General features: G+C 71.5%; 17 protein-coding genes. 3 read left to right on the top strand and 14 right to left on the bottom strand.

Annotated elements, in window-relative coordinates; all coding sequences use genetic code 11:
- Window positions 1-108: 108 nt before the first annotated feature.
- Window positions 109-969 carry a hypothetical protein gene (locus JOD48_RS13825; RefSeq protein WP_343903212.1) on the top strand — a complete coding sequence of 287 codons (861 nt, stop codon included), beginning with the start codon at window positions 109-111 and terminating at the stop codon, window positions 967-969.
- An 84-nt stretch (window positions 970-1,053) separates the two neighbouring features.
- On the opposite strand, the gene JOD48_RS13830 is transcribed toward JOD48_RS13825, so the two are convergent.
- The 3 genes from JOD48_RS13830 to fdxA all read right to left on the bottom strand — a co-directional run bounded on the left by JOD48_RS13830 (window position 1,054) and on the right by fdxA (window position 4,120).
- A complete protein-coding gene (locus JOD48_RS13830; RefSeq protein ID WP_191788809.1) occupies window positions 1,054-2,352 on the bottom strand; it encodes a citrate synthase in 1,299 nt (432 codons plus the stop codon).
- Between the two features lie 296 nt (window positions 2,353-2,648).
- On the bottom strand, window positions 2,649-3,785 hold the full coding sequence (gene dapC, locus JOD48_RS13835; RefSeq protein ID WP_204809552.1) for a succinyldiaminopimelate transaminase: 1,137 nt from the start codon (window positions 3,783-3,785) through the stop codon (window positions 2,649-2,651).
- A gap of 17 nt (window positions 3,786-3,802) precedes the next feature.
- On the bottom strand, window positions 3,803-4,120 hold the full coding sequence (gene fdxA, locus JOD48_RS13840; RefSeq protein WP_056764260.1) for a ferredoxin: 318 nt from the start codon (window positions 4,118-4,120) through the stop codon (window positions 3,803-3,805).
- Window positions 4,121-4,212: 92 nt separating this feature from the next.
- On the opposite strand from fdxA, the gene JOD48_RS13845 reads away from it, so the two are divergent.
- Window positions 4,213-4,542: a hypothetical protein gene (locus JOD48_RS13845; protein ID WP_307824158.1), complete on the top strand. Its 330-nt coding sequence runs from the start codon at window positions 4,213-4,215 to the stop codon at window positions 4,540-4,542.
- 5 nt (window positions 4,543-4,547) lie between these two features.
- On the opposite strand, the gene JOD48_RS13850 is transcribed toward JOD48_RS13845, so the two are convergent.
- The 9 genes from JOD48_RS13850 to JOD48_RS13890 form a co-directional block, all read right to left on the bottom strand.
- Window positions 4,548-4,949 (bottom strand): RidA family protein, encoded by a 402-nt coding sequence (locus tag JOD48_RS13850; RefSeq protein ID WP_204809553.1) that lies wholly within the window; start codon window positions 4,947-4,949, stop codon window positions 4,548-4,550.
- A 61-nt stretch (window positions 4,950-5,010) separates the two neighbouring features.
- Window positions 5,011-6,045 (bottom strand): prephenate dehydrogenase, encoded by a 1,035-nt coding sequence (locus JOD48_RS13855; RefSeq protein ID WP_204809554.1) that lies wholly within the window; start codon window positions 6,043-6,045, stop codon window positions 5,011-5,013.
- Window positions 6,042-7,064 (bottom strand): prephenate dehydratase, encoded by a 1,023-nt coding sequence (locus JOD48_RS20190; protein WP_204809555.1) that lies wholly within the window; start codon window positions 7,062-7,064, stop codon window positions 6,042-6,044. The genes JOD48_RS13855 and JOD48_RS20190 overlap by 4 nt, the downstream gene beginning before the upstream one ends.
- Window positions 7,061-7,948, bottom strand: a complete 888-nt coding sequence (locus JOD48_RS13865; RefSeq protein ID WP_191788804.1) for an ACT domain-containing protein — start codon at window positions 7,946-7,948, stop codon at window positions 7,061-7,063. The genes JOD48_RS20190 and JOD48_RS13865 overlap by 4 nt, the downstream gene beginning before the upstream one ends.
- Window positions 7,949-8,227: 279 nt before the next feature.
- Window positions 8,228-10,828, bottom strand: a complete 2,601-nt coding sequence (locus JOD48_RS13870; RefSeq protein WP_204809556.1) for a VanW family protein — start codon at window positions 10,826-10,828, stop codon at window positions 8,228-8,230.
- An 81-nt stretch (window positions 10,829-10,909) separates the two neighbouring features.
- Window positions 10,910-11,371 (bottom strand): DUF6113 family protein, encoded by a 462-nt coding sequence (locus JOD48_RS13875; protein ID WP_191788803.1) that lies wholly within the window; start codon window positions 11,369-11,371, stop codon window positions 10,910-10,912.
- The gene (locus JOD48_RS13880) at window positions 11,368-12,468 is read right to left on the bottom strand and encodes a PIG-L family deacetylase (protein ID WP_204809557.1); all 1,101 of its coding nucleotides are present in this window, start codon (window positions 12,466-12,468) and stop codon (window positions 11,368-11,370) included. Before JOD48_RS13880 ends, JOD48_RS13875 begins: the two co-directional genes overlap by 4 nt.
- 100 nt (window positions 12,469-12,568) lie before the next feature.
- Window positions 12,569-14,479 (bottom strand): translational GTPase TypA, encoded by a 1,911-nt coding sequence (typA, locus tag JOD48_RS13885; protein ID WP_191788801.1) that lies wholly within the window; start codon window positions 14,477-14,479, stop codon window positions 12,569-12,571.
- Window positions 14,480-14,719: 240 nt separating this feature from the next.
- Window positions 14,720-16,525, bottom strand: coding sequence for an ABC transporter ATP-binding protein (locus tag JOD48_RS13890; protein WP_204809558.1), 1,806 nt, complete (start codon window positions 16,523-16,525; stop codon window positions 14,720-14,722).
- An 86-nt stretch (window positions 16,526-16,611) separates the two neighbouring features.
- Between JOD48_RS13890 and JOD48_RS13895 the strand changes: the two genes are divergently transcribed.
- Window positions 16,612-17,202, top strand: a complete 591-nt coding sequence (locus JOD48_RS13895) for a PH domain-containing protein (protein WP_191788799.1) — start codon at window positions 16,612-16,614, stop codon at window positions 17,200-17,202.
- Window positions 17,203-17,269: 67 nt separating this feature from the next.
- On the opposite strand, the gene JOD48_RS13900 is transcribed toward JOD48_RS13895, so the two are convergent.
- Together JOD48_RS13900 and JOD48_RS13905 are read right to left on the bottom strand one after the other, a co-directional pair.
- Window positions 17,270-18,361, bottom strand: coding sequence for an ABC transporter permease (locus JOD48_RS13900; RefSeq protein WP_191788798.1), 1,092 nt, complete (start codon window positions 18,359-18,361; stop codon window positions 17,270-17,272).
- Window positions 18,358-19,833, bottom strand: a complete 1,476-nt coding sequence (locus JOD48_RS13905; RefSeq protein WP_307824159.1) for an ABC transporter permease — start codon at window positions 19,831-19,833, stop codon at window positions 18,358-18,360. The genes JOD48_RS13900 and JOD48_RS13905 overlap by 4 nt, the downstream gene beginning before the upstream one ends.
- Window positions 19,834-19,980: the final 147 nt, after the last annotated feature.

A 19,980-nucleotide genomic window follows, 5' to 3' on the forward strand; every position in this document is an offset into this window, starting at 1 on the left:
CAGGGCGGCGCGCCCTTCTTCGGACCGGAGGGCCCGGGGGCGGGGCCGCGCACGCCCCGTGTCCGGCGGCGACGACGCCCCCTCCGTCTCGCTGTCACGGTCGTCACCGTGCTCGCGGTCGCCACGACGGGAGTCGTCCTGGCCCTCAACCGGCTCGACGACCACAGCCCGGTCGCCGAGAGGTGCGCCGCGACGGCCGACGGGCAGGCCTGGCACCTGTCCCCCGCGCAGTCGGACAACGCGGCCCTCATCGCGGTCACGACCGTGCGGCGCGGGATGCCCGCCCGGGCGGCGACGATCGGCCTCGCGACCGCCCTGCAGGAGTCGAGACTGCTCAACATCGACTACGGCGACCGCGACTCGATCGGCCTGTTCCAGCAGCGCCCCTCGCAGGGCTGGGGGACGATCGAGCAGATCATGGACCCGGTCTACTCGACGACGGCGTTCTACGACGGCCTGGACAAGGTCGACGGCTACACCGAGCTGCCCGTCACCGTCGCCGCCCAGGCCGTGCAGCGCTCGGGGTTCCCCGACGCGTACGCCCAGCACGAGTCCCGGTCGCGTGCCTGGGCCTCCGCCCTCACGGGCAACTCCCACGGCACGCTGACCTGCGACCTGGCCCCCGTCGACCCCTCGACGCTCACGAGCACCGAGGAGTCCGTCGCGGGGCTCGAGGCACGCGTGCAGCGCGACCTGGGCGACCTGCCGACCAGCGTCGACGGAGCGGCCGTGACGGTCGACTCCCTGCCGCTCGCGGGAAACCCGCCGGAGACGGGGCGGGCCGGGTGGGCCGTCGCCCAGTGGGCCGTGGCGAGCGCGGACGCGACCGACGTCGTGCAGGTCGACGTCGGGGACAGGACCTGGTCCCGCGAGTCCCCGGAGTGGACCGTCAGCGAGCCGACCGACGAGGCGCCGCACCCCGGTACGGGACAGGTCCGGATCACGGTCGCGACGACCGACGAGCCCTGAGCCCCACCTCGCCCAGGCCCAGACGCGCCGACGGCGCCCCGCACCGGGAGGTGCGAGGCGCCGTCGGGCGCGGGCGGGGTGAGGTCAGCGACCGTCGACCGGCACGTACGGACGCTCGGTCGCGCCGGTGTAGACCTGGCGCGGGCGCCCGATCTTGGTCTGCGGGTCCTTCATCATCTCGCGCCACTGCGCGATCCAGCCGGGCATGCGTCCCAGCGCGAACAGCGGCGTGAACATGGCCGGCGAGAAGCCCATGGCCTTGTAGATCAGGCCGGTGTAGAAGTCGACGTTCGGGTAGAGCTTGCGCTCGATGAAGTAGTCGTCGTTGAGCGCGATCTCCTCGAGGCGCAGTGCGATGTCGAGGAGCTCGTCCTTCTTGCCGAGGGTCGACAGGACCGCGTCGGCCTTGGCCTTGACGATCGCGGCGCGCGGGTCGTAGTTCTTGTAGACCCGGTGCCCGAAGCCCATGAGCCGGACGCCGTCCTCCTTGTCCTTGACCTTCTTCATGAAGGTGTCGACGTCGAAGTCGCTGTTCTGGATCTTGTCCAGCATCGACAGGACGGACTCGTTCGCGCCGCCGTGCAGCGGTCCCGAGAGGGCGTTGACCCCGGCCGCGACCGAGGCGTAGAGGTTGGCGTGGCTCGAGCCCACGACGCGGACCGTCGAGGTCGAGCAGTTCTGCTCGTGGTCCGCGTGAAGGATGAGGAGCTTGTCGAGGGCGTCGACCACCGTGGGGTCCGACTCGTACTTCTCGTACGGCGTCGCGAAGGTCATGCGCAGGAAGTCGTCGACGTACCCGCGCGAGTAGTCCGGGTAGAGCAGCGGCTCGCCGACCCGGCGCCGGTGCAGGTACGACGTGATGGTCCGCGTCTTGGCGAGCAGCAGGACCGTCGCGAGCTCGACCGTGTCGTCGTCGAAAGGATCGAGGGAGTCGGGGTAGAACGTCGACAACGCGTTGATGGCCGAGGAGAGCACGGCCATGGGGTGCGCGTTGCGGGGGAAGGTCCCCATGAACGTCCGGAAGTCCTCGTGCACCATGGTGTGGCGGTTGACGCGCTCGACGAACGCGTCGAGCGTCGGAGCGTCCGGCAGCTCGCCGTGGATCAGGAGGTACGCGACCTCGAGGAACGTCGACTTCTCGGCGAGCTGGTCGATCGGGTACCCGCGGTAGCGCAGGATGCCCGCGTCACCGTCGATGTACGTGATCTCCGACTCGCACGAGGCGGTGTTCATGAACCCGGGGTCCACGGTGACGAGCCCGGTCGACTTCAGCAACGAGGAGACGACGATGCCGTCGTTGCCCTCGGTCGCTGCGACCACGGGCAGGTCCTGGCTCGATTCGTTGACGACGAGCCGAACTGTCGCCTGCTGGGTGGTGGTCATGTCTTCCTTCCTTGCGCGCTGCCGCACCCCCTGCGGGTGGCTGCGCGTGTCTTTCCGAGGTGTCGCTGCGAGATCGTCACCTGTCCGGCCTGGGTCATTCGATGGCCGAGAGCGTCGGACAGCATTGGCCTGGGTCGACGGTACTCGCTTCACCCACACGTGACCAATCTGGAACGGTCACGAAACCGTCACGCGGCTGTGACGCGAGTCACAGGCGAGAACGGGGAGGGATTGCACCAACAATCTCCCCGTGACCGTGCGGGCCACCGCACGGTCACGGCGTGGTCACCTCGTGGTCACCGCGCGGAGAGCCTGGACGCGGCCTCGTGCACCCGCTCGTCGCTCGCGGTGAGCGCGACCCGCACGTGCCCTGCGGCCGTCGGGCCGTAGAACGCCCCCGGGCCGACCAGGATCCCGAGGTCCGCGAGGTCCCCGACGACCGACCAGCAGTCCTGCTGCGCATCGACCGCGCCCGCGGGGCGCGACCACAGGTAGAGCCCCGCCTGGGAGCCGTCGACCTGGAGGCCGACCTCGCCGAGCGCGGGCAGCAGCACGTCCCGACGGCGCCGGTAGACCTCGCGCTGCGCCGCGACGTGCGCGTCGTCCGTGAGAGCCGCGACCATGGCCGCCTGGACCGGCGCGGGCACGATCATGCCCAGGTGCTTGCGCGTCGTGAGCAGGTCCGCGACGACCGCGGGGTCACCCGCGACGAACGCGGCCCGGTACCCGGCGAGGTTCGACTGCTTGGACAACGAGTACGCCGCGAGCAGGCCGTCCGCCGAGCCCCCGCTCACGCGCGGGTCGAGGATGCTCGGCACCCCCTGGCTCGCGAACGGCTCCTCCCAGGCCAGCTCGGCGTAGCACTCGTCGCTCACGACGAGCGCGCCGATCTCCCGGGCTGCGGCGACGACGCGCGCGAGCTCCTCGACGTCCAGGACCTGCCCTGTCGGGTTCCCCGGCGAGTTGACCCAGACGAGCCGCACGTCGCTGCGGCCGGCCCAGTCCTCGACGCGGTCGGTCGCGAGCGGCGTGGCCCCGGCGAGGCGCGCGCCCACGTCGTAGGTGGGGTACGCCGTGGCGGGATGCACGACGACGTCCCCCGGGCCCAGCCTCAGCAGCGAGGGCAGCAGGCCCACGAGCTCCTTCGAACCGACCGTGGGCAGGACCGCGTCCGGGTCGAGGCCGGGCACGCCGCGACGGCGGTCGAACCACCCGACGACGGCCTCGCGCAGCGTAAGGGTCCCGTGCGTGGTCGGGTAGCCGTGCGCGTCGCCGGCTGCGGCGAGAGCGTCACGGACGACGGCAGGAGTCGGGTCGACCGGCGTGCCGATCGACAGGTCGACGATGCCCCGCGGGTGCGCGCGTGCGCGCTGCGCGTAGGGCGTGAGCGAGTCCCACGGGTAGGCGAGGCCTCCCAGGTCGGCGAATCCCATGCTCCGCTGCCCCGTCCTCAGGCCTGCGGGGCCAGGGCCGCGATCATCGGGTCGTCCTTCTCGATCATGCCCATCTTCGCCGCACCACCCGGCGACCCCAGATCATCGAAGAACTCCACGTTCGCCCGGTAGTAGTCGCTCCACTCCGAGGGCACGTCGTCCTCGTAGTAGATCGCCTCCACCGGACACACCGGCTCGCACGCACCACAGTCCACGCACTCGTCCGGATGGATGTACAACGACCGCTTGCCCTCGTAGATGCAGTCCACCGGACACTCCTCGATGCACGCCTTGTCCTTCACGTCCACACAAGGCTGAGCAATCACGTACGTCACGTCGGAGGTTCCCTTTCACCTGCTGCACCGAGCACTTCCCCCTAGTATCGCTCAGGAACGGGGCATCCCGGCCATCGGCGGACGAAGAGAGCGTGACCACGACCATGAACTCCACCCCGCGCCCGGCGCTCGACCCGCAGTGGGCCGCATGGCCCCCGGGCGCCCGCGTCGTGGTCCGGCGACGACTCACGCCGGACGAGGCGCGCGCCACCCAGGACCCCGCGACCGGTGAGGGGCAGTCGGTGACCGACGTGATCGGGATCGTCGTCTCCGTGTCTCCCGGCGCCTCGATCACCCTGCGCACGGACGCGGGCGGATCCTCCGGGTCGGTCGAGGTAACGATCCCCGCCGAGCAGCTCGTCGCCGCCAAGCGGATCCCGCCCCGGCCCCCGCGCAGGCTGCCGCGCCAGCCGGTCGACTGACCGTCTCAGGCGGGGACGACCGCCGCGATCGCGCTCACCTCGACCAGCGCACCCGGCACGCCCAGGCCCGCGACGCGCGCGGCCGTGACGAGCGGCGGCACCCCCGGCCCGGCGAGCCGTGGCGCGATCGCGCCGTAGGCCGCGCCCAGGTCCGCGTCCTCGACCAGCAGCACGGTCCACTGCACGACGTCGGCGAGCGTGGCCCCCGCCGCCTCGAGGGCGACGGTCACGTTGTCGATGGTCCGGACAGACTGCTCGGCGACGTCGTCCGAGACGACCGCCCCCGTGTCGTCGACGCCGTTCTGGCCGCCGACGTAGATCGTCGTGGCGCCCGGTGGGACGATCGCGACATGGCTGAACGCCGGGCTCACGACGAGGCCGGCCGGCTGAATCCGTGTGATCTCCATGACCTCCACGGTTCCACTGCCCACCCACACCCGCACGCCGCGCGCACGCCGTACCGCGGGACTAGCGGCCCAGCTCCAGCAGGGTGCCGTGCACCGCGACGACGACCCAGCCTGCGAGGCAGAGCTCGACGAGCTCGGAGAACCAGTCGGGGTCCCCGAGGTCGACCGACAGCTTCTCGACGGCGGGCACGACGGGCAGGGCGGCAGGCCCGACGGCGGCAGCGCCCTGCGGCCGCCACGTCGCCCGGACGTCGTCGGCCCGGTCGAAGAACTCGGCCGTGGCGGCGTTGGCCTCGAGCGCGGTCGCGAGCGCCTCGAGGTCGCGCGCCGCGAGCCGGAGCGCCGGGGCGACCCAGCCGGCGTTCTCCGTGAGCATGGCCTCGGTCCGGCGCGGGTCGGTCCGGCCCACGCGGGTCCCGTCCCGGAAGCTCCCCGCAGCCAGCGCGAGCGCCACCTCCCGGACGGGGGCGGCCGACACGAGGTTGAGCAGCTCGATCGCGAACGCGTGCGGGACGTGGCTGACGAGGGCCGCGGCCTCGTCGTGCACGTCGTCGGTCAGCACGAAGGCGCAGCCGCCCGCGTCGCCCGTCACGAGCGCGAGCACGCTCGCGAGCCGGTCGGGTCGGGTCGCGCCGGTGACCGTCACGGCCCACCGGGCACCGTCCAGCAGCTCGGCCGACGAGGCGGCGAAGCCCGACTCCTCGGTCCCTGCCATGGGGTGCGCACCGACGTACCGCTCCCCCAGGCCGCATCCCTCCAGGACGTCGCGCACGGGCCCCTTGACCGACCCGACGTCCGTGACGACGGTGGTCGGGGCCAGGTGCCGGGCGACCTCGGTGGCCACGGGGCGCATGGCCCGCAGCGGTACCGCGAGGACCAGGATCTCCGCCGCCGAGCCGCACAGCGACTCGACGTCCTGCACCACCGCGATACCCGCTTCCTCGGCCTGCGCGCGGGTCTCCGGAGAGGCGTCGTACCCCGTGACCGTCACGCCCTCGCGCGCCAGGCGCCGCGCCAGGGAACCCCCGATGAGCCCCAGCCCCAGGACCGCGACCGTCCGAGGGCCGGCGCGGTGCGCTCCCCCGTCCTGCCTCACGCCCACAGCAGACCTCGGTCGAGATCGTCGGCCAAGGCGCCGGCCCGGACCGAGCCCACCGGGACGTGGTCGGAGGACAACGCCTCGTCGAGCTCCCCGCGCGCCGGGAAGACCCCGAGCGTCTTGACCGAGTCCCCCGCCCGGAGCAGCCCGTCGAGGACCTTGCGCACGGCCGGCTCCCAGGGGGCCGCGTCGACCGTCAGGACGAACACGTACCTGCCCTCGAGCGCCTTGAGCGGACGCGTGATGAGGCTCGACAGGTTCACTCCCCCCTCGCCGAACGCCTGCGTGATCCTCGCCAGCACGCCCGGTCCCGTGACGTGCGGCGTCAGCGCGAGCATGGTGCGCCACTGCGCCGCCCCCTCGCCCGCCCGCGCGGCGGCGAGCGTCGCCCGCGCCCGGTCGCGCCGGACGATCGCGAGGAACCGGGTGCGCGCGCCGCGGAAGTCCTCGACACCTGCCTCGAGCAGGTCGAGACCGTACAGCTCGCCGCAGATGGCGGGGCCGATCGCGATCTGGTGCTCGGTCGCGTCCCGGCACGCCGCCGCGTTGGACGACGACGGGACGGGCACGGCGCCAGAGCGCACCACGAAGCCCTGGCACTGGGCCAGGCCGTGAGGGTGAGCCGTGACCTCGGTCAGCTCGCCGTGCCCCGGCCGGACGAACGCGTCGAACGTGATCTCCAGGACCACCTCGTCGATCGCCGCGACGTCCTCGCTGCCCACGATCGCGTCGAGCGAGGGCACCACGTAGCCCTCGACCGAGTTCTCGATCGCGACGATCCCGTGGTCGAACTCGCCCGCCGCGACACCCGCGTAGACGTCCGTCACGGTCAGGGCCGCGACGAGCTCGAACCCTGCAGCGCCACCGGCGTCGCCGGCGACCACGGGCTCGCCGGTGCGCGCCGAGCCAGAGGCGGACGACGCCGTCGGGCCCGCCGACGCCTGCGCGCGCGCCCACCGGACCGCCGCCTGGTGCGTGAACGTCCCCTCCGGCCCGAGGTAGGCGACCCTGGTCACGAGCCCACGCGCTCCGGTGCCCACTGCGGCGCCAGGGCGTCGGGGCCGGGGACGAACTCGCGGCCCGGGAGGACCGCGAGCACCCGGTGGGCGACGTCGCGCGACGCGAGCTCCGCGATGAGGCCCGTCAGCACCGAGGCGTCGGGGCACGAGAACGAGGAGAAGAAGATGTGCGGGCCCGCCGACGAACGGTGGCTGCGCAGGTGCTGCATGTCGATGCCGCTCTCCGCGATGACCGCCAGGGTCTGCTGGAGCGAGCCACGGTGGTCGTCGCGCGGGCCGAACGCGAACCACACCTGCGCCTCTCCCGCGAACTCCGGTGCGGGACGGCGGGCCTCGACCAGGCCGTACCAGATCGGCGCCCCCTCGCTCAGCCGCTCGCTGCCGGGGATCTCCTCCCACCCCGCGGGGATCTCCGAGCGCTCCACGACGAGAGTCCCGCTGGGCCCCGCCAGGGCGATCCGCTCGTCGAGCGCCGTCCGCGACGGGACGAGGCGAGGGTTGGCCCCCAGCGTGCGCAGGACGTGGCGGCAGTCGCGCATGCCCGCCTCGTCGACGACGACGCTCCCGGTGGACTGGCCCGGTCGGCCGGCCCACACCCACTGCGCGGGCACGGCGACGGCGGACGTGATGACCAAGGACGGCGCCGCGGCGAGCAGCGCGCGCTCGAGGTCGTGGGACGGCTGCGCCGGGTGCCCGATGTGCACGACCGCGGCCAGGTCGTCGATGCTCGCCACCGTCGCGAGCGTCGTCGAGGTGGACCCCAGGTCCAGCAGGTCGTCGGCCCCCGTGCCCGCGGGCCAACCGTCCGCTCCGTGCCACTTCGCGATCTGCGCGGCGAGCCGTGCGTGGGCCCCCGACTCGCGTTCACTACGTCCGAGCATCGAGTGTCCTCGCCCCTCTCACGGTGGCCGCGCGTGCGCGGCGCCTGTCAGCGTCCGACGAGCAGTCTAGCCGCGCGGCCCGGCGCGGACGGGGGGCGTGCGCGCCGCTGAGACGCAGGTCGTCGAGGCGTCGGGGCGCCGCCCTGACCCGGCGCCCGCCGTACCGACGACGGAGCGGGCCGGGACCTCTCGGTCCCGACCCGCTCGTGGTCTTGAGGTGGTCGCGGGGCCCCGCGTGGAGGCGGAGCCACGAGCCGCACGTCCCGCGACGACGCGACCTCAGGGCGCGCAGACCACCTGGTTGTCCGGCTTGTAGCGCCAGGTGTCCTTCTCGTCCTTCACGACCTGCCCGTTGAGCAGCACCTTGCGGTAGGTCGTGACCGAGAAGCCCGGGTTGCCCATGGGCTGGGGCACGCAGTCCGCGCCGGTGTGCGTGACCGTGGTCGGCTGGACGATGTTCTGCTGCCCGCTCGACGACGTCTGCACCTCGTAGTGCTTGGTGCTCCAGACCGCCACGTGCAGCTGGCCGCCGGCCACCCACGACTGCATGAGGACACCGTAGGGCGTGTCGTTCTTGAACTTCATGTCGATCGACCCGACGAAGATCGTGGCTTCACGGCCCGCCGGGTACCGGGTGAACCAGTAGCTGTGCTGGCGGTGCTCGACGTCGTCGAGCCCGGCGAAGAAGCCCGCGTTGTAGGTCGTGGTCGCCATCTGCGAGAGACCGCCGCCGATCCCCTCCACGTGCTTGCCGTCCTGCACGATGCCCGAGGAGTGGTAGCCGCCCGCCGTCGTGATCGGGGACAGCGTCTCGACCAGCGAGAACGTCTCGCCGGGCTTGACCAGGGTGCCGTTGACCTTGCTCGCCCCGACGCGCAGGTTCTCGGTGCGCAGCGAGTCGTTCGTCAGGGGGGTCGAGAACTCGGAGATCTTCTCCTTGACACCGAGCGCCTCGAGCGCGGCGACCGACTGGGCGGGGTCCGACTGCGTGAGCTCGACGGTCGCCGTCCGCTCGGTGCCGAGGGCTGCCGTCGCGACCGCGGAGCTCAGGGCGGCCGGGTCGATCGTGGTGCCCGGGGACCCGCCCTCGATGACGGGGGCACCGTTGACGAAGACGAACTTCGCGTCAGCCGCCTCGTCGAGCAGGTCGTCGGTCCCCGCGACGACCGCCTCGAGCAGCGTGGGGCCGTCGAACGTGAGCTGAAGGGCTCCTTCGACCGCGTTGAAGGCCGCCGCGGACGCGAGCACCTCAGGCGTGAGCTCCGCCTCCTGACCCCCCACCGCGACGGTGACAGGGGCGGAGACGACGCTCTGCGCCTGGGCGAGAGCCGCGTCCGTCTCCTCCTGCGTGACCGCCGGCGCCTCCGACGTCGTCGGGAGGTCGAGCGGGTCAGGACCCGTCAGCCACGACGAGCCGATGATCTCGATCGCCTCGTCCTCGACGATCTCCGAACCGTCCTGCGCGGGCGTCGCCACGGCCTGGCCGTCGGTGAAGACCACGCTTCCGTCGACCGGCTCGAGCGCGAGGCGCGCCTTGAGCTCGGTGACCTGGGCCTCCAGCTTGGCGCTGTCGACCGTCGTGACGGGTTCCTCGTCCGCGCCGCCGAAGACGTGCTTCCAGAGTCGCACCGGACTCATCGAGAACGACGTGAGCTCGTCAGCGGTCGCCTGTGCGTCGAACGCGAGCCCGGCAGCCGCCGGGTCGAGCGTCGTCGTGGAGGCCCCGGCCTGGAGCGTGATCGGCTCTGCGGCGCGCGGACCGATGCCCTTCTCGAGGGCCGCGGCAGCGCTCTTCGTGTCGAGGCCTCCCACGGCCACCCCGGCCACGGTGGTCTCGGTCGGGACCTTGTCGGAGTAGAACCACTGGGCCCCCGTGTAGAGGCCACCGAGGACCACGACCCCGATCCCCGCCCACAGCGCCACCTTGGGCAGACGGCTGGGTGCCTTGTCGCCCGAGATGCCGTCGAGCGGCGAACCGCCGTCCGTCGGCCCACCGTCCACCGGACCGTCGGGCGTCACCTCGGGTGCACCCACCGGGGAGAACGCCGACGCGATCGACGTGCGCGCGGGCGGTGCAGGGGTCTCCTGAGCAGGCGTCTCCTGGGTCTCCTGGGCAGGCGCCTCCTGGGCTGCGGTGCTCGCCGCGCCCGACGTCGCAGCGCTCGTCCACGCCGACGTCACCGGCGCGAACGGGGCGGTCGTGTCCGGCTGCGCCCCGGGTCGGGTGGGCACGGGCGCCTCGGCGTCCGCGGCGACGGGCGGCATGACCTGCGTGGACCGGGCATCGGCGCTCGGCACGACCGGAGCCTCGGGCGTCGCCGGGGGCGTCTGCACGCTCGGCGGCTGAACCGCCACGGGCTCAGCAGACGCACGATCAGCAGGGGCAGGCTCAGCAGACGCAGGATCGGCAGGGGCAGGCTCGGCAGGGGCAGGCTCGGTCGCTGCAGGTCGCGCGGCCGGCGCGTCAGGTGCCTGCGGCGACCGGGGCGCCGCGGCCACGACCGGGACCGCGACCGGCTCCTCGAACGCGAACACCCGAGGCGAGTACGGCACGTCGTCGTCGTCGAAGGAAGGCAGACGCGGCTCCGCCGCCGGGACCGTCGAGGTCCCGGCCACGTGCTCCGTCGTGGGAGCCTCCGAAGCAGCGGGCGCAGGAGCTGCCGGGGCCTGTCCGCCGGGCTCCTGCGAAGTCGCCCCCGGGCCCGACGCGGACGCGCCGAGGGTGGGCGTCGTCTCGGCGACCGGCTGTGCTGCGGCCTCCTGCGCCTCCTCAGGCTCGGTGGTCTCAGGAGGAGTCACCGCGGTCGGCTGCTCCGGGGTCGACACCTCGTCGGTCGTGCTCGGTTCCTGCGCGTTCTCACGCTCGGTCGGGTGGCCCATCGACTGTCTCCGTGACGGTTCTGGCGCGCGGCGAAGGCCGCGACGAAGGAGGGTGGTGCGGACTGCCCGCGGGGGGCAATTCTATGCGTCCGTACCGATCTGTCCGGTCGGTGTCCGGCGTGAAGATCCGGTGACGATCTGCCCTGCGGACGGGCCGGCGCCCGCCGGTCGCAGCGGTCGGTCGCTGAACCAGGACCACGGCAGGAAGGCGGCGATCGCGATGACGGCCATGCCGCCGTAGACCCATACGAGCCCGACGGTCTGGTTCGGCACCAGCAGGTCTCCACCCGGTCCCTTGGACGCGAGGACCTGCACCGCGACGACCCAGCCGATCCCGTAGCCGACGACTCCGCCCCAGGAGGTCCACGCCCTCGCGAGGACTCCCCCGGAGAGGACCGCGAGCAGCGCCACGACGATCCCGACGGGCAGCAGGTGGTCCGTCACCACGACACGGTGCATCACCGTGCCCACGGCGCCCACGACGAGGCCGAGCACGACGCACAGCAGCGCGCGCCCGATCGTGCGGGCTCCGGTCTTCTTCACTGGGTCCACGCTACTGGTCCTGTCTGGTCATTTCCCGTGAACCTGCGGGGAGGTCCCGCAGACTCCGGGGTCACGGTGTAGAACTCGCGTGAAGGAAGGGCGGCAAGGACGTCGTTGCTCAGCGCGTACCACCCGAGCACACCTGCGGACCGCTCGTGCGCGCCCGCGTCCCGCACGTCGTCGACGGGCACGGTCCCGACGTGCTGGACCTGCGTCGCGTGGGCGCGCAAGGCGCCGGTCACGGCATCGAGCACGGGCGCCACCTCGACGACCACGACGTCCTCGAGGTCGTCCTTCGCCACAGGGGGCAGCTCCTCGTCGGGGTCCGGCAGGGTGAGCTCCGGGTGCTCGGCGAGCAGGGCGCGCACCCCCGCGAGGTCGGCCAGCTCCCGTCGGGCGGCGCGGGCCACCCCGGTGGGCACGACCGACTGCCACAGCTCCGGCCCTCGCTCCCCCTCGCGGTCGACCGCGAGCACCCCCGCACGGGCCGGTGCGCCGTCGTCGGGCCCGGGGGCGTGCTCGTCACGCGCGGCGAGCTCGATCGCCCGGACCGTGACCTCGTGCGCCCGGACGTGGTCCGGGTGCCCGTAGCCGCCCGACGGCTCGTACGTCACGACGACGCGGGGCCGGTGCTCGCGCAGGACGCGGGCCAACCGGACCGCCGCCTCGTCGAGCGGGACGCCGACGAGCGCGCCGTCCGGGAGGTCGGCCTCGGCCGCCGCGCGGGCGATCCCGGGAGCGGCCCAGGCCATGCCCGAGTCGCGGTAGGCCACTGCCGCCCCGCGCTCTGCGGTGCCGGTGGAACCGCTCGGCGGGACCTGGTCCAGGAACACGTGGTCCCGCACCCCCAGGGCGGCCAGCGCGGCGGCGAGCTCGCCCTCACGATGTGCCGCCAGAGCGGGGCCGTCCCCTTCGAGGTGCGCGAGGTCGGCGCCGATGACCTCGCCCTGCTCACCACGGGTGCAGGTCACGAGCGTGACCGGCTCGCCCGCCGCGGCCCACGTCGCGAGCAGGGCCCCGGTCGCGAGGGTCTCGTCGTCGGGGTGCGCGTGCACGGCGAGCAGCCCACCACGGGGCTGGACCGGTTCGGACCTCATGCGTCCTCCAGAGGGGGCGGGTAGTGCGGAGCCCGCGCCGCCGGTCACGAGGACCGGCGGCACGGGCTGCGTACTCAGGGGTTGCGCCGTCCTGACGAGGTCAGGACTTCTTCGCGCGGGAGAACGCGCGGGCGCGCTCGGTCTGGTCGAGGATGACCTTGCGGATGCGCACGACCTCGGGAGTGACCTCGACGCACTCGTCCTCGCGGGCGAACTCGAGCGACTCCTCGAGCGTCAGGTGCTTCGGGGGCGTCAGGTTCTCGAAGGTGTCGGAAGACGCCGCACGCATGTTGGTGAGCTTCTTCTCCTTCGTGATGTTGACGTCCATGTCCTCGTTGCGCGAGTTCTCGCCGACGATCATGCCCTCGTAGACCTCCTGGGTGGGGTCGACGAAGAACGAGCCGCGCTCCTGCAGGTTGATCATCGCGAACGGCGTCACGACGCCCGCACGGTCGGCGACGAGCGAACCGTTCACACGGGTCTCGATCGGGCCGGCCCAGGGCTCGTAGCCCTCGGCGATCGAGGAAGCGATGCCGGTACCGCGCGTGTCCGTGAGGAAGCGGGTGCGGAAGCCGATCAGGCCACGCGCCGGGACGACGAACTCCATGCGGACCCAGCCCGTGCCGTGGTTCGACATGGTCTCCATGCGGCCCTTGCGCTGCGCGAGGAGCTGCGTGACGTTCCCCAGGTACTCCTCGGGGACGTCGATCGTCATGCGCTCCATGGGCTCGTGGCGCTTGCCGTCGACCTGCTTGGTGACGACCTGGGGCTTGCCCACGGTCAGCTCGAAGCCCTCACGACGCATCTGCTCGACGAGGATGGCGAGCGCCAGCTCACCACGGCCCTGGACCTCCCACGCGTCGGGACGCTCGGTCGGCAGGACGCGCAGCGACACGTTGCCGATGAGCTCCTTGTCGAGGCGGTCCTTGACCTGGCGGGCCGTGACCTTGTGGCCCTTGCCACCCTTGCCCGCGAGCGGCGAGGTGTTGATACCGATCGTCATCGAGATGGCCGGGTCGTCGACCGTGATGAGCGGCAGCGGACGCGGGTCGTCGGGGTCCGTGAGGGTCTCACCGATGGTGATGTCCTCGATGCCGGCGACCGCGACGATCTCGCCGGGGCCCGCCGAGTCGGTGGGCACGCGGGTGAGCGCCTTGGTCTCGAGCAGCTCGGTGATCTTGACGTTCTGCATCGTGCCGTCGGCACGGGCCCACGCCACGGTCTGGCCCTTGTGGATGGTGCCGTTGAAGATGCGCAGCAGCGCGAGGCGGCCGAGGAACGGCGACGCGTCGAGGTTGGTGACGTGAGCCTGGAGCGGCGCGCCCTCCTCGTACGTGGGGGCCGGGATCTTGTCGAGGATGACCTTGAACAGGGGCTCGAGGTTCTCGCTGTCGGGGACCGAGCCGTCTGCGGGCTGCTCCGTCGAGGCGCGCCCGACCTTGGCCGCGGCGTAGACGACGGGCATGTCGAGGATCGCGTCGAGGTCGAGGTCGGGGACCTCGTCGGCGAGGTCGCTCGCGAGTCCGAGCAGCAGGTCGGTCGCCTCGGCGACGACCTCCTCGATACGGGAGTCGGGGCGGTCCGTCTTGTTGACCACGAGGATCACGGGCAGCTTGGCGACGAGCGCCTTGCGCAGCACGAAGCGCGTCTGGGGCAGCGGGCCCTCCGACGCGTCGACCAGGAGCACGACACCGTCGACCATCGACAGGCCGCGCTCGACCTCGCCACCGAAGTCGGCGTGGCCCGGGGTGTCGATCACGTTGATCGTGATGCCGTCGGGCTGACCGGCGGCGATCGCTGCGGGACCGGCGTAGTGCACGGCGGTGTTCTTCGCGAGGATCGTGATGCCCTTCTCGCGCTCCAGGTCACCGGAGTCCATGGCCCGCTCGTCGACGTGCGCGTGAGCGCCGAAGGCGCCGGACTGGTGCAGCATCGCGTCGACGAGGGTCGTCTTGCCGTGGTCGACGTGGGCGACGATCGCCACGTTGCGCAGGTCAGAGCGCACAGACATACAGAACTCATTTCGGGAGAGGAGCGAGCGACGGAGGATTCCGCCCGAGTTGGTGGCCGGCGGACGGGCGCCGCCCGCGCAGAGCACGCGCGCGCCGTCGTCCGGGCACGGCTATCTTACCGGGTGGCAGCCAGTGCGTGGAGAGGGTGCTCCGTCACACCCGCTCGTCACGCTCCCCAGACGCGAGATGCCCGACGACGGCGGGTGCCGTCGTCGGGCATCTCACCCGTGCTGCGGACGTCAGGGCTGCTGCGGGATGCGGTCGCCCTCGATGTTCTCGCGGCGGTCCGCCTGCGAGCGCAGGAGCGCGTCGACCTCGTTCGCCTCGTCCCTGGCGATGTCCTTCGCCTCGTTGACGAGCAGGAGGTCGCGAGCCTCGCGACGCACGCGCTGCTGCTCCGGGTCCGGGACGGGCACCGCGGCGAGCAGACGACGCGTGTAGTCGTCCCGCGGGGAGTTCACGACCTGCGCCGTGTCCCCGACCTCGACCAGCTTGCCGTGGTGCATCACCGCGATCCGGTCGGACAGGATCTCGACTACCGCGAGGTCGTGCGAGATGAACAGGCACGCGAAGCCGTGCTCGCGCTGCAGGTCCTGGAACAGGTCGAGGACCTTGGCCTGGACCGACACGTCGAGCGCCGACGTGGGCTCGTCCGCGACCAGCAGCTTGGGCTCGAGCGAGAGTGCACGGGCGATGCCCACGCGCTGACGCTGACCACCGGAGAGCTCGTGCGGGTAGCGGTTGCGCATGGCCCGCGGCAGCTCGACCTGGTCGAGCAGGCGCTCGACCTCGGTGCTCAGCGCCTTGCCCTTGATGCCCTTGTGGAGCATGAGGGGCTCGCCGATCGACTCACCGATCGGCAGGCGCGGGTTGAGCGACGACCCCGGGTCCTGGAAGACGATCCCGACCTGGTTGCGCAGCGGACGCAGGTCGCGAGCGCGCGCCCCCACCATGTTCTGGCCGACGATCGTCAGCTCGCCGCCCGTGACGGGCAGGAGGCCCACCGCGGCACGACCGATCGTCGTCTTGCCCGAGCCCGACTCGCCCACGAGCCCGACGACCTCGCCCTGGCGGATCGTCAGGTTGACCTGGTCCACCGCGCGGAAGCCCGGTGCACGGCCACGGCCCGGGTACTCGATGACCATGTCCTTGGCCTCGAGCACGACCGGACGCTCGTCGACGACGGCCTGCGCCGGCTCGACGACCTCGGCACGCGCGGTGCCGAGGTGCGGGACCGCGTCGAGCAGCCGCTGCGTGTAGGGGTGCTGGGGCGAGGAGAAGATCTGCGCCGCAGTCCCCTCCTCCACGACCAGGCCGTTCTTCATGACGAGGATGCGGTCCGCCATGTCGGCGACGACACCCATGTCGTGGGTGATGAGGATGATGCCCGAGTCGATGCGGTGACGCAGGTCGCGCATGAGCTTGAGGATCTCGGCCTGGACCGTCACGTCGAGGGCCGTGGTCGGCTCGTCGGCGATGAGCAGGCGCGGGTCGCACGCCAGCGCCTGCGCGATCATGGCGCGCTGGCGCTGACCGCCCGAGAGCTGGTGCGGGTAGGAGTCGAACCGGCGCTCGGGCTCGGGGATCTCCACGAGCGTGAGCAGCTCGATCGCGCGCTTCTTGGCGTCCTTGGGACCGATGTCGAAGTGCGTGCGGAGCGTCTCGACGATCTGGAACCCGACGGTGTACACCGGGTTGAGCGCCGTCATGGGCTCCTGGAAGATCACCGAGATCTCCTTGCCACGGATGTGGCGGAGCTTGCTCGTGGACATCCCGATGAGCTCACGGTCGCCGAGCTTCGCGCTACCGGTCGCCCGGCCGTTCGGCGGGAGCAGACCGATGAGGGACATCGACGACTGCGTCTTGCCCGAGCCGGACTCGCCCACGATCGCGAGCACCTCGCCCGGGTGGACGTCGTAGCTGACGCCGGACGCAGCGGGGAACCACTCGCCGTCGACGTAGAAGTCGACGCCGAGGTCACGGACGGTCAGCACGGGTTCGCCGGTGGGCGCCGGTGCCGCCTGGGGTGCTGTCTCGATTGCCACAGGTATCAGGATCCTTCCTGTATGCGACGGACGTCGGCGCTGGTCAGCGCTCCGGTCGATGTCTGCATCTCTGGGAGTATGGGCCCATGGGACCCACACACGTTTTCAGGTCGACGTACGGCCGGATACTGACCGGTGCCGCGGCGCTGGTCGCGCTCGTCACCCTGGTCAGCCTCGCGACGTCGGGGGGCGTCGAAGAAGTACTGCGCTACGGCGCGTGGCCGCTGCTGGCGGTGCTGGTCGTCTGGGCGCTCTTCTGGTACCCCGAGGTCCAGGTGAGCGACGGCGAGATCGTGCTGCGCAACGTGCTGCGCACGGTGCACGTCCCGTGGCCCACCTTCCGGAGCGTGGACTCGCACCTCGCGCTCAAGGTGACGACGACGAGAGGCACCTTCACGGCGTGGGCCGCACCCGCGAGCAGCGGCTCCGTGGCGAGGCTGCGCAACCCCCGCACGGTCGACCCCACCAAGGGCATGGTCGGCGACCGGCTGGTCAGCGGCGCCAACGCCGACGCGGTGGCCCTGGTGATCGGCGAACGCTACGAGGCGCTCCGATCGGCCGGCTACCTGGACGGCGACGACCACGGTCTCGCGCCCCGTACGACGTGGCACCTCGCGACCGTCGCCGGCCTCGTGGCGCTCACGGTCCTCGGGGTGCTCGCGCCGCAGCTCGGCTGAGCACGCCACCGGTACCGGCGGCACCCCGAGGGGGGCCGTCGGCACCGGTGGCGTGAGGCCGGTCATGTCAGTTCCCGCCACCCATGGCCATGCCCGTCTGGCCGCCCTGGGCCTGCAACGGGATCGTGGTCTCGTGCGCCCTGCCGGCCGCGCGGTCCATCTTGCGCTGCGAGGGGATGCGCTTCTGGCGCGGGTCGAACGCGTCGCGCAGACCGTCGCCGATGAAGTTGATGCACAGCGCGATCACGACGATGAACAGACCGGGCCACCAGAACAGCCAGGGCCGCGTCGCGAACGACGACTGGTACTGGCTGATGAGCTGGCCGAGCGAGATGTCCGGCGCCACGATCCCGAAGCCCAGGTAGCTCAGCGCGGTCTCGAGGAGGATCGCCGAGCTCATGAGCAGCGTCGTCGCGACGATGATGACGCCGATCGCGTTCGGCAGGATGTGCTTGAAGATGATGCGCGAGTTGGACGCGCCCGCGACGCGTGCCGCGTCGACGAACTCCCGCTCGCGCAGGCTGAGGAACTCACCGCGCACCAGACGGGCCAGGCTCGGCCAGAGGATCAGGCCGAGCGCGGCACCGAAGATCGCCGCGCTGAGGGAGCCCGCCATCTTGCCGATGACGGCACCGATCACGATGGTCGGGACCGTGATGACGAGGTCGGTGAAACGCATGAGGACGCCGTCCGTGCGACCACGGAAGAAGCCCGAGAGCGAGCCGATCAGGACACCGAGCACGCAGGCGATCGTGCCGATGATGAACATGACCCCGAGCGAGGTCTGGGTGCCCTTCATGACGTAGTAGAACATGTCGTGCCCGTTCTCGTCCTGGCCGAACGGGTGCTCGCCGATGGCGAAGCCGGACCCGCCGAGCCAGGTGGGCATGCTCAACGTGGGCGCTCCGCCCGAGTTGATGACCTTGCCCGACCCTGCGCCCTGCGGCCACCATCCCGGCACCGGGCCGAAGCCCACCGAGGTGAAGGCGAGCAGCACGACGAGGATGAGGACGGCGAGCCCGACCATGGCGCCCTTGTGCCGGAAGAACCGGCTGCGGACGATCTGCCCCTGGGACAGGCCTTCGACGTCCTTGAGCTCGATCGCGTTCTCGATGGTGACCGAGTCGTCGCCGTTCTGGGGGTTCTGAGGGGTACTCATGCGTTCACCCGAATTCGTGGGTCGAGGGCAGCGTAGATCAGGTCCGCCACGATGTTGGCGATGATCGCGAGCGCGGCGGTGATCAGGAGGTAGGCCATGACCGGCTCGATCTCAGCCTCCTGGAGCGAGTTGAGGAAGAGCGCGCCCATGCCGGGCCTGTTGAAGATCCGCTCCGTGACGACCGCACCACCGATGAGCGTGATGACGTCGATCGGGACGATCGTCGCGAGCGGGATCAACGAGTTGCGGAAGCCGTGGCGCATGATGACGGTGCGCTCGCTCAGCCCCTTGGCGCGGGCCGTGCGGATGTAGTCCTGGCTCATGACCTCGAGCATGCTCGAGCGCGAGTAGCGCGTGTACCCCGCGAAGGCGACCAGGATCAGCGTCAGGGTCGGCAGCAGCAGGTGCGTGTACTGGTCGAGGACCTGGACCCAGTAGTTGCCGCCGAGGTTCGGGGTCCGGTCACCGAACGTCGCGATGGGACGGCCGTTGATCGCGTTCGAGTTCACGTACGCGGGCCAGACCTGCATGACACGGTCGACGTAGATCATGGCCGCGACCACGAACGCCGTGATCCCGCCGGTCCGCGCGGAGACACCCCAGTCGGGTCCGCGGAACAGGAAGCCGACCAGGACGCCCACGCCGATCGCGACGAGCGCGAGGCCGAACATCATGAGGTGCGACGGGGTGACCGCGCTGAAGAAGCCTTGGAGCGGGTAGTAGAGGGCCACGCCGATGGCCACGGTCGCGAGCGCCGTGTAGAGGGCGCGGCGGTTGCGCAGGCCCGCGGAGAGCGCGGTCAGCGCGAACGCGAAGCCGACACCGGTGATGGCGATCAGCACGGGGCCCAGCTGCGGCCTGGACCACCAGTCGGTGAGCTGGACGTAGAGCATGACGCCGAGCGTGGCCGCGAAGGCCAGGCCGAAGGTCTGCAGCCTGCGCGTGACCGAACCGCCGATCGCGAGCACCCACAGCAGGCCCATGAGCGCCGCGACGACGATCAGGACCGGTATCGACAGGGCCGGGTCCGCGAGGAAGTCGTTGAACCCGATGGCCCCCCACTGCTTGAGGAGGACGGCGACCCAGAACGAGGGCAGCGAGTAGAGCAGGAAGGACAGGAAGATGATCAGGTAGTCGAACGTCGCGTACTGGCGCAGGGCGCTGACGATACCGACCGAGACACCGAGGATCAGCGACAGGACCGTGGCGGCCGTCACGAGCTGGAGGGTCGAGCCGATCGCGTGCGAGACCATCGTGCCGACGTCCTGCCCGGAGCGCCAGGCGATGCCGAAGTCTCCCTGGAAGGCGTGGCCGAGCCACTGGAAGAAGCGCACCACGACGTTGGTGTCGAGGTTGAGCATGTCCTCGCGTGCGGCGATGCGGGCCGCCTTGTCCGCTCCGCGGTACTCCCGGAGGTCGGCCAAGGGGTCGATCGCCAGATCGACCAGGAGGTACATCAAGAAGATGGCCACGAACAGAGTGGCTATGCCGGCCAGAAGGCGGCGCGTAATGAACGTCAACACGTTGGGATAAACCTCGCAGACGACTGAGGACTCGCGATCAGCGAGTCATTCTATTCCGCGGCCTGGCAGATGATGCACGGCGGATACTGCTGGCCG

Source organism: Oerskovia paurometabola (assembly GCF_016907365.1).
Taxonomy (GTDB): domain Bacteria; phylum Actinomycetota; class Actinomycetes; order Actinomycetales; family Cellulomonadaceae; genus Oerskovia; species Oerskovia paurometabola.

Excerpts from the sequence above, each read along its gene's own strand:
- JOD48_RS13830 (WP_191788809.1), bottom strand. The coding sequence starts at position 2,352 with ATGACCACCACCCAGCAGGCGACAGTTCGGCTCGTCGTCAACGAATCG.
- dapC (WP_204809552.1), bottom strand. The coding sequence starts at position 3,785 with ATGGGATTCGCCGACCTGGGAGGCCTCGCCTACCCGTGGGACTCGCTC.
- JOD48_RS13850 (WP_204809553.1), bottom strand. The coding sequence starts at position 4,949 with ATGGAGATCACACGGATTCAGCCGGCCGGCCTCGTCGTGAGCCCGGCG.
- JOD48_RS13865 (WP_191788804.1), bottom strand. The coding sequence starts at position 7,948 with ATGCTCGGACGTAGTGAACGCGAGTCGGGGGCCCACGCACGGCTCGCC.
- JOD48_RS13870 (WP_204809556.1), bottom strand. The coding sequence starts at position 10,828 with ATGGGCCACCCGACCGAGCGTGAGAACGCGCAGGAACCGAGCACGACC.
- JOD48_RS13880 (WP_204809557.1), bottom strand. The coding sequence starts at position 12,468 with ATGAGGTCCGAACCGGTCCAGCCCCGTGGTGGGCTGCTCGCCGTGCAC.
- typA (WP_191788801.1), bottom strand. The coding sequence starts at position 14,479 with ATGTCTGTGCGCTCTGACCTGCGCAACGTGGCGATCGTCGCCCACGTC.
- JOD48_RS13895 (WP_191788799.1), top strand. The coding sequence starts at position 16,612 with ATGGGACCCACACACGTTTTCAGGTCGACGTACGGCCGGATACTGACC.
- JOD48_RS13900 (WP_191788798.1), bottom strand. The coding sequence starts at position 18,361 with ATGAGTACCCCTCAGAACCCCCAGAACGGCGACGACTCGGTCACCATC.